Here is a 7,858-nt window from a genome sequence, read left to right on the forward strand (position 1 = left end):
TCATTATACAGGATAATGCATGATGATACAGTAAAAAAACAAAATTTTGTTTAACCTAGTGGGTGAAATAAAATGTATTGCGAAAATCAGTTTCCAGCAGGTATTATTGCTGAAAAAAAGGGATGTAACACTATGGTAAGTTTCACGGAATAAGGTGGATTTTCATTGACGCATATAACACCTTACAATATAATAAAAGCAAATATATAGCTTATAAAGGAGGTTCCTTAATGACGAAAAAAATAACCGCAATATTCTTGGCATTGTGCATGGCAATTTCCGTTTTGCCGATGACCATTCAGGCGGCATCAAAGCCCGATATTAAAGTTGGCGACTATGTTAAAATGGGCGCGTATAACAATGCCTCAATTCTTTGGCGATGTGTAAGCATTGACAATAACGGACCGCTTATGCTTGCAGACAAAATTGTTGACACCCTTGCATATGATGCCAAAACAAATGACAACAGCAATTCAAAATCACACAGCAGAAGCTATAAGCGTGATGATTACGGTTCTAACTATTGGAAAGACAGCAATATGCGTTCTTGGTTAAATTCGACCGCAGCTGAAGGCAAAGTCGATTGGCTTTGCGGCAACCCTCCGAAAGACGGATATGTAAGCGGTGTGGGAGCGTACAACGAAAAAGCGGGTTTTCTCAACGCTTTTTCAAAATCTGAAATTGCGGCAATGAAAACCGTTACCCAGCGTTCTCTTGTTTCTCATCCCGAATACAACAAGGGCATAGTTGATGGAGACGCAAATTCGGATTTGTTATACTACACCGATATTTCGGAAGCGGTGGCAAACTACGACAGTTCATATTTTGAAACTACAACCGAAAAGGTTTTTCTTCTTGATGTAAAGCAGGCTAATGCCGTGTGGAAAAATCTCAAAGGTTATTATGTTGCGTATAATAATGACGGTATGGCTTGGCCTTATTGGCTTCGCACTCCTGTTACCGATTGCAATCACGATATGCGTTATATCAGTTCATCGGGTCAGGTCGGTCGTTATGCTCCGTGGTATTCCGATTTGGGCGTAAGACCTGCATTTTATCTCGATTCCGAATATTTTGTTACAACTTCCGGCAGCGGCTCACAAAGCAGTCCTTATATCGGCTCTGCTCCAAATAAGCAAGAGGATGATTATACAATTTCGGAACCTGCCGAGGACGCAAATCCCGATTGGAATGTCAGCACCGAGCAAAGCATTCAGCTCACCCTCGGCCCGTGGTATTCAAATGACGGAAAATATTCTAATCCTACCATCCCTGTTTATACCATCCAAAAAACACGCAGCGACACGGAAAATATGGTTGTTGTCGTTTGCGGCGAGGGATACACAAAAAGTCAGCAGGGCAAATTCATCAATGATGTCAAACGACTTTGGCAGGACGCTATGAAATATGAACCGTATCGCAGTTATGCCGACAGATTCAATGTTTACGCTCTTTGCACAGCTTCCGAATCGACTTTTGACAATGGTGGAAGCACCTTCTTTGATGTTATAGTCGACAAATATAATTCGCCTGTTATTTCTAATAATCTCCACGGAAGTCAGTGGAAAAATCATATTTTTGAGAGATGTATCGGTCCTGAATTTATCGAGAAAATTCACGATGCTCATATCAAAAAAAAGTGTGATCCAAACACAATTCCGTCCGGTTCGGAATATGAGCCTTATTATTATGTTCACGATTATATTGCTCAGTTCGCTATGGTTGTAAACACAAAATCAGATTTCGGCGGTGCTTATAATAACCGTGAATACGGCTTCCATTATTTCATTTCGCCATCAGACAGTTATCGTGCGTCAAAAACTTTTGCACACGAGTTTGGACACGGTTTGCTCGGTCTCGGTGATGAATACAGTAACGGATATTTGCTTGACGATAAGGAACTTAAATCACTCAATCTTTCCTCGGTTGAAGACCCGGAAAAGATAAAATGGCGACAGCTTTTAGGTTTTAGAAACACATATACCTGCCGCAATGCTTACGGCTCAAAAATGCTTGTTTCAAGTTATGAGTGCATAATGAGAGACACAAACTATCAATTCTGTGAGGTTTGCCGTTTGCAGGGCTTCAAGCGAATGTCTCAGCTTGTTAAGGATGTAGACCTTTATGTTGCAACTCCCGAGGTTAAGGAATATACGGGCGCTTATTCAAAGCCGTCTGATTTTACCGACCTTGAAACAAGTTCATATTATAATTACACATATAATCGCAATGACCGACTTTTGAGCGGCAACAGCAAAAGCAGATTTAATACTAATATGAACGGTAAAAAAATCGAGCTTAGAACTGTTATTCAAAACATTTCAGATAAAAATGCACGACAATTAAAATTCAAAATGTGGATTAAGCACTCCGACGGAAGCGTTGCGACCGATTCATCGGGGAATCCGCTTCAAACAGTACAAACCTTTGACATTCCTGTTTGGAATGATAAGGCAAATTTCTGGCCGTTCGGTGCTTTGGATCACATCAAAAGCGACTTTAATTCAGGCTTAAAGAGTTGCTCGCTTATTTATCAAATTCCGTCTGATGCACAGCTTAAGAGCGGCGATACCGTGGCATTTCAGGTGCTCGATGAAAACGGAAATGTGCTTGCAGACGACAATACGGAAACACAGCGCTACACAACCGTTTCAATTCAGTATAAATTTGAGGACGGCTCTGAAATTCCAAACACTGCCGGCGGAACATTTACCGTGCCATACGGCACAAAGCTTGATTTAACACCGGCAAAAACACTTTATGATTATGAATTTATAAAGGTTGACGGCTTGAATAAGCCTATTGTTTCGGACGGAACGGTTGTTACATATTATTACAAAAATAAAAACGAAGAACACACTCACAATCTGACTTTGGTTGCTGCGAAAGCTGCCACCTGCACTACTGCGGGCAATTCCGCATACTACACCTGCGATGGCTGTGACAAGTGGTTCGCAGATGCAACAGGATCGGTAGAAATTACCGATAAAACCAGTGTGAAGATTCCGGCTCCCGGACATACCGCAGGCACAGAATGGAAGTCTGATGATACTAACCACTGGCATGAATGTTCTCGTTGCCACGACAAAAAGGACGAAGCGGCTCACGATTACGGTTCTGACAATGTTTGCGACACCTGCGGATATTACAAAACTGTACCGCACACTCACAATCTGACTTTGGTTGCTGCGAAAGCTGCCACCTGCACTACTGCGGGCAATTCCGCATACTACACCTGCGATGGCTGTGACAAGTGGTTCGCAGATGCAACAGGATCGGTAGAAATTACCGATAAAACCAGTGTGAAGATTCCGGCTCCCGGACATACCGCAGGCACAGAATGGAAGTCTGATGATACTAACCACTGGCATGAATGTTCTCGTTGCCACGACAAAAAGGACGAAGCGGCTCACGATTACGGTTCTGACAATGTTTGCGACACCTGCGGATATTACAAAACTGTACCGTACACTCACAATCTGACTTTGGTTGCTGCGAAAGCTGCCACCTGCACAGAGGGCGGTAAGGAAGCATACTACAAGTGCGAAGGTTGTGGCAAGTTCTATGAAGATGTACTCGGTACAAAGGAAATAACCGACCTTGCATCTTGGGGCAATATTGCTAAGATTGCCCACACCACAAAGCAAACCGTAACAAAGGCAACCCCAACAGCAAACGGCAAGATAGTAAATTACTGTTCGGTATGTAAGAAAACTCTTTCAACGACAGTAATTCCAAAGGCATCAAGCATAAAGCTTAAAGCAACATCATTAACATATAACGGAAAGGTTAGAACACCTAAGGTTATTGTTAAGGACAGAACAGGAAAGACACTTGTTAAGAATACTGACTATACTGTGTCTTATGCAAAAGGCAGAAAGTATGTTGGCAAGTACGCAGTAAAGATTACCTTTAAGGGTAAATACAGCGGAACAAAGACGCTTTATTTCACAATCAAGCCAAAGGCAACAAGTATTTCCTCACTTAAAGCAGGTTCAAAGAAGTTTACAGTAAAGTGGAAGAAGCAGGCTACACAGACAACAGGCTATCAGGTACAGTACAGTGCCTCAAGTAAATTCAGCAAGGCTAAGACCGTAACAGTAGGCAAGAATACAACAGTATCAAAGAAAATTTCAAAGCTTTCGGGCAAGAAAAAGTATTATGTAAGAGTTCGCACCTATAAGACAGTTAAGATTAACGGCAAATCCATAAGGATTTATTCAGGCTGGTCAAAAGCTAAGACTGTTACAACAAAGAAATAAAAACTATACCGTAACCTTTGATTCTGCCGGTGGCTCTGCAGTAACGACTCAGACTATCGAAGAAGGTCAGAAGGCAACCAAACCTGCCGCTCCTACCAAGTCTGACGATACCACCAAGCCTTCGGATGATGTTCAGAATCCGCAGACCGGCGACAACAGTATGAGTGGCTGTGGATCGCTCTGCTGTTCGTCAGCGGCTTCGGAGTTGTGACAACTACTGTTTATACTAAAAAAGAAAATCTGTGAAATAACAGATAGCTAACCATTTAAGGATGGCGGTAGCGGAGCTTCCGCTGCCGCCTTTTCCTTACGAAAAGGATTTCTTCGGAAGTCCCTTTCCGAAAGGCGGCAAAAAAAGCGCTTTGCCGATTTTCGGAAAGAAATCGAACAAGGAGAAATCAAATGGACGAACAAGAAAAAGAAATTGAAGAAATACTCAGAACATTTGACAAAGCACCTTCGCCTTCGTCAGAGAATAGTGTTCAAAGTCATTTTAGTGCGATTGGGGGCATTTATGACTGAGACTTTTGAGAGACATCGCTCAAATCAAAATCGTAACACGAATTGAAATGAGCAAAACTCCGAGCGAATACAGAAAATCATATTTATAACCGTTGACTTTATAAAAGCTCGGGTGTATAATCAAAAAAATAAAGCTGTCTCGGCTGATGAAGACTATAAATTTTGCTGTTTCTGAACACAACAGCAGAGTTTACAGTCTTATTTTTTTAGGTGATAATATGAAATTCAAAAAATATGCAACAAAAACGCTGATGATCGTTATCGGATCAATAATATCCGCATACGGAATTACGCTTGCAATAGGCGCAGGTTTCGGCGGCGCAACACTTGCGATATTGTGGCAAGGGCTGACGAATGTGACAGGTATGTCAATCGGCACATCGTCGCTTATTGTGGCTGTGGCAATGATAATTTTTGCCCTTTTCTATGACAGAAAACAAATCAATATTGGCACAATTCTTTACCAAATCATTTACAGTTTTTTCGTAGATGTATTCACAAAAATTCAGCATTATACAGATATTAAAGCGGTTAATTTTGTTATAATGCTGCTTGGCATTGCTATATTTTCGTTCGGAACGGGGATTTACTCCGCCGCTGATTTCGGCAGGGGCTCATATGAAGCAGTCACATTTTCGCTTGCCGAAAAAAACGGGTGGAAAATCAAAATCGTACGAATGGTTCTTGATATTATAATGGTAATTATCGGCGTTTTGCTCGGCGGTAAATTCGGAATTTGCACAATTGCCACCGTTTTGCTCTCCGGTCCGATAATTCAGGCAACCGTAAGCACTGTTAAGAAATCAAAGATTTTAAAAAACATTTCTTAAAATTCTCATACAAGCCTAAAAGTGATAAGACATACAAAAAGGATGGAATTCGATTTTGAACAAGTCCGTAAAAAATGGACAATAGAAAAAACGGAGTTAAGGTTATATCCGCTAACGAAAACATTAGCGAAGGCTCAAAAGGCATAATTCTTGAATACGTACTTGAAGGTATGGCTGAATATTATTCAGCAGACTTATCAGAGAAAGTCATTTTGCCGATGATCGTACTTAAATGCTTTGATGATATTCTTTCCCCTACCCTACCAAAGAAGCCGTTGTTAAAAAGGCTGAAGAACTTCAAGCACAAGGTATGATTTCAGTTATTGACAAAGTAATGGCATTATTATACTATGACAGTGTGAGTTAACAGTAAACCAAAGAACAATATGTCGATCATGAAAGAATGCTCCTTTGTGTTTCCCGTGCTTATGATTATTACAAGCAAAATAGCTATTGACTAAAACATTTACACAAAATCAGTGTTAAAAATATAGCCGATGCAACAAAAACAAAATACCACTGAATTTGGAGAAAAATTATGATTTTTAAGAAACCTGTTTTATCAGATGGAATTACAGAAAGCACTTTTGAATGCAAAAGAGATGGATTGACGATTCGTGGAACAATCTACCGTCCAAAAGGAGATCATCTTCCGATTGCAATTGTATGTCACGGATTTATGGCATGGCAAGACAGTGTGAAACATTATGCGGCTTTTTTGGCTGAAATGGGATATGTTGCATTTACATTTGATTTTTGTGGCGGTTCTGCTATGTGTGGAAAAAGTGACGGAAAAACCACAGAGATGTCTGTTCTGACAGAAACCAAAGATCTGAAAGCGGTCATTGAATATGTTAGAAATCTTTCCTATACAGATTCTGAAAAAATTTTATTGATGGGATGCAGTCAGGGCGGTTTTGTGTCTGCTTTGGTGGCAGCAAAGAACAACTTTCCGATAGAAAAACTTGTCCTGTTTTATCCGGCATTGTGTATCCCGGATGACGCCAGAGCCGGAAAAATGATGATGGCAAAATTTGATCCGCAAAATGTTCCCGATACTTTCCGCTGCGGACTGATGAAATTGGGGTGTTGCTATGCAATGGATGTCATGCAAATGGATGCCTTTGCAGAAATTAAGAACTACGCCGGCAGGGTGTGCATCGTGCATGGTACAAAGGATAAAATCGTAGATGTTTCTTATGCCAAACGTGCGGCAGAAGCATATAAAAGTACGATGCCGATCGGAATGCAAGATTCCAAACGGGTGCAACTTCATTTTATAGATGGCGGAGGGCATATGTTTTCGAAAAAGCATGATGTCATTGCAATGAAATTATTAAAAGAATTCGCCGCAAAACACGAATGATTTTCATCTGATACCATATGGACAAATCTCCACCTTTAAAGACTTGACAGTTGATATAATCTGCCATCACCTCGGAACATTCGTGTTCCGAGGCTTTTTTATGCCCGAATACTGCTTTTTACGGCGGTATTCGAGCAAAGTGTCTGCGTTCTTTGCAAAATTTCTTTTATATTTTTCAAGGTGTACTCGGTCGGAACTCCTATGCCGATGTCATTCGTTCCGAATAAAATCACAAGATTTTTCGGGTTTATGTTCAAGGCGTTACATTCGAGCCTTTCCAACAATCTGTCGCTGTCAACGGCAAACAATCCCGCACCGATTGCGCCGCAAAATTCAGGCTTATCGGATATGAAAATCTTTGTGTTCAACCGCTTTTGCAACACTTTTTTCAAAAACGTGTTTTCGGGCAGATGAAATAGTCCCCCTTGGCTTGCAACTAAACCTAAAAATCGCATAATTTTTAAGGCTTTTGCCCTGTTTTGGGCAGAAGCCTTTTTGCATATTTAATAAGATTTTCTTCTTCGTGTAATATTAAATGTGTCGGCTGTAAAATTAACAAAAATTTAATTGGATTCCTGAATCCGTGAACCTTGTTTCAAAATGAAAAGGCACACAGGAAATGTTTGCCATATTTGTTATTGTATACTAAATTTTGAAAATGCTGCATAATTTTGCGTTCAAAAAAAGACTGCACCATTTGTGTGCAGCTGCCATTGCCATATTCAGCTACCTGTTGTCAGGTGATGAATGCAAAGCTGTCATAAAGACGCTTGAAAGTAAATCTCCAGCGATTACTCCTTCCAATGGACAGCACCAGACGGCCGGCATGTTCTGTCAGATGTCCCGCACTGCATAAGATTACTGATCACCGTACGTAT

6 protein-coding genes and 1 pseudogene are annotated in these 7,858 nt (G+C 40.8%); 5 read left to right on the forward strand and 2 right to left on the reverse strand.

All coding sequences use genetic code 11. From position 1 onward, the window contains the following. The first annotated feature begins 230 nt into the window (after nt 1–230). From H8704_RS13635 to H8704_RS13650, 5 genes are all read left to right on the forward strand, one after another. Nucleotides 231–4,262: a M64 family metallopeptidase gene (locus tag H8704_RS13635; RefSeq protein ID WP_249298625.1), complete on the forward strand. Its 4,032-nt coding sequence runs from the start codon at nt 231–233 to the stop codon at nt 4,260–4,262. After that, nucleotides 4,243–4,473 carry an InlB B-repeat-containing protein gene (locus tag H8704_RS14585; RefSeq protein WP_155219561.1) on the forward strand — a complete coding sequence of 77 codons (231 nt, stop codon included), beginning with the start codon at nt 4,243–4,245 and terminating at the stop codon, nt 4,471–4,473. The genes H8704_RS13635 and H8704_RS14585 overlap by 20 nt, the downstream gene beginning before the upstream one ends. Nucleotides 4,474–4,930: 457 nt before the next feature. Next, nucleotides 4,931–5,614 (forward strand): YczE/YyaS/YitT family protein, encoded by a 684-nt coding sequence (locus H8704_RS13640; RefSeq protein ID WP_015559621.1) that lies wholly within the window; start codon nt 4,931–4,933, stop codon nt 5,612–5,614. 74 nt (nt 5,615–5,688) lie between these two features. After that, nucleotides 5,689–5,928: a hypothetical protein gene (locus H8704_RS14330; protein ID WP_046447384.1), complete on the forward strand. Its 240-nt coding sequence runs from the start codon at nt 5,689–5,691 to the stop codon at nt 5,926–5,928. Between the two features lie 224 nt (nt 5,929–6,152). After that, complete coding sequence (locus H8704_RS13650; RefSeq protein ID WP_046447383.1) at nt 6,153–6,980, forward strand: alpha/beta hydrolase family protein; 828 nt, start codon at nt 6,153–6,155, stop codon at nt 6,978–6,980. 98 nt (nt 6,981–7,078) lie between these two features. Here H8704_RS13650 and H8704_RS13655 read toward each other — a convergent pair whose 3' ends face one another. Together H8704_RS13655 and H8704_RS13660 are read right to left on the reverse strand one after the other, a co-directional pair. After that, on the reverse strand, nt 7,079–7,435 hold the full coding sequence (locus H8704_RS13655; RefSeq protein ID WP_118562043.1) for a GDSL-type esterase/lipase family protein: 357 nt from the start codon (nt 7,433–7,435) through the stop codon (nt 7,079–7,081). A gap of 281 nt (nt 7,436–7,716) precedes the next feature. Beyond that, nucleotides 7,717–7,858: pseudogene (locus H8704_RS13660) on the reverse strand (IS1380 family transposase); the annotation flags it as partial.

It is taken from the genome of Jutongia huaianensis, assembly GCF_014384985.1.
GTDB classification, from domain to species: domain Bacteria; phylum Bacillota; class Clostridia; order Lachnospirales; family Lachnospiraceae; genus Jutongia; species Jutongia huaianensis.